Origin of the sequence: Commensalibacter communis (assembly GCF_947179015.1) — a bacterium.
GTDB classification, from domain to species: domain Bacteria; phylum Pseudomonadota; class Alphaproteobacteria; order Acetobacterales; family Acetobacteraceae; genus Commensalibacter; species Commensalibacter communis.
Window position 1 is genome coordinate 1 of record NZ_CAMXCM010000036.1, and the last position, 353, is coordinate 353.

The 353-nt window shown below is 36.5% G+C and carries 1 protein-coding gene; it reads right to left on the reverse strand.

What is annotated here, in order from left to right; translation table 11 throughout:
• Positions 1 to 189 (reverse strand): hypothetical protein (locus tag PQG54_RS12325; protein WP_271807743.1); only part of this gene is annotated, 189 nt, incomplete at its 3' end.
• Positions 190 to 353 lie beyond the last annotated feature (164 nt).

Genomic DNA, 353 nt, shown 5'->3' on the forward strand with positions numbered 1-353 from the left:
GTGATTAATCTCTATGCCCTTTACAGAATTGCAAGGGGGATAGAGAAACGCTATGAACTTCTTTGAAATCATCCGTTGGTGGTGGGAAACCAACGCCGAATGGATCAAAATCCACGACCCTTGGGTTATTCCAATCATCGCAATCAGTATTCCGTTATCGTTGGTAATCCGTGCAGTATGCGCACTCATTAAAGCCTGGCGGGGGAGGTAGATGTTAAATATTGTGATGTAATGGTAGGAACTTTTATTTTTGGTGAAATAATTAACAATTCATTACCTTTCTTTTTGGTTTGTAATGAGTAGTTAATGTTAAACTGAAATAGTTTACTTTGTTTATATAAATTTTCTATTTC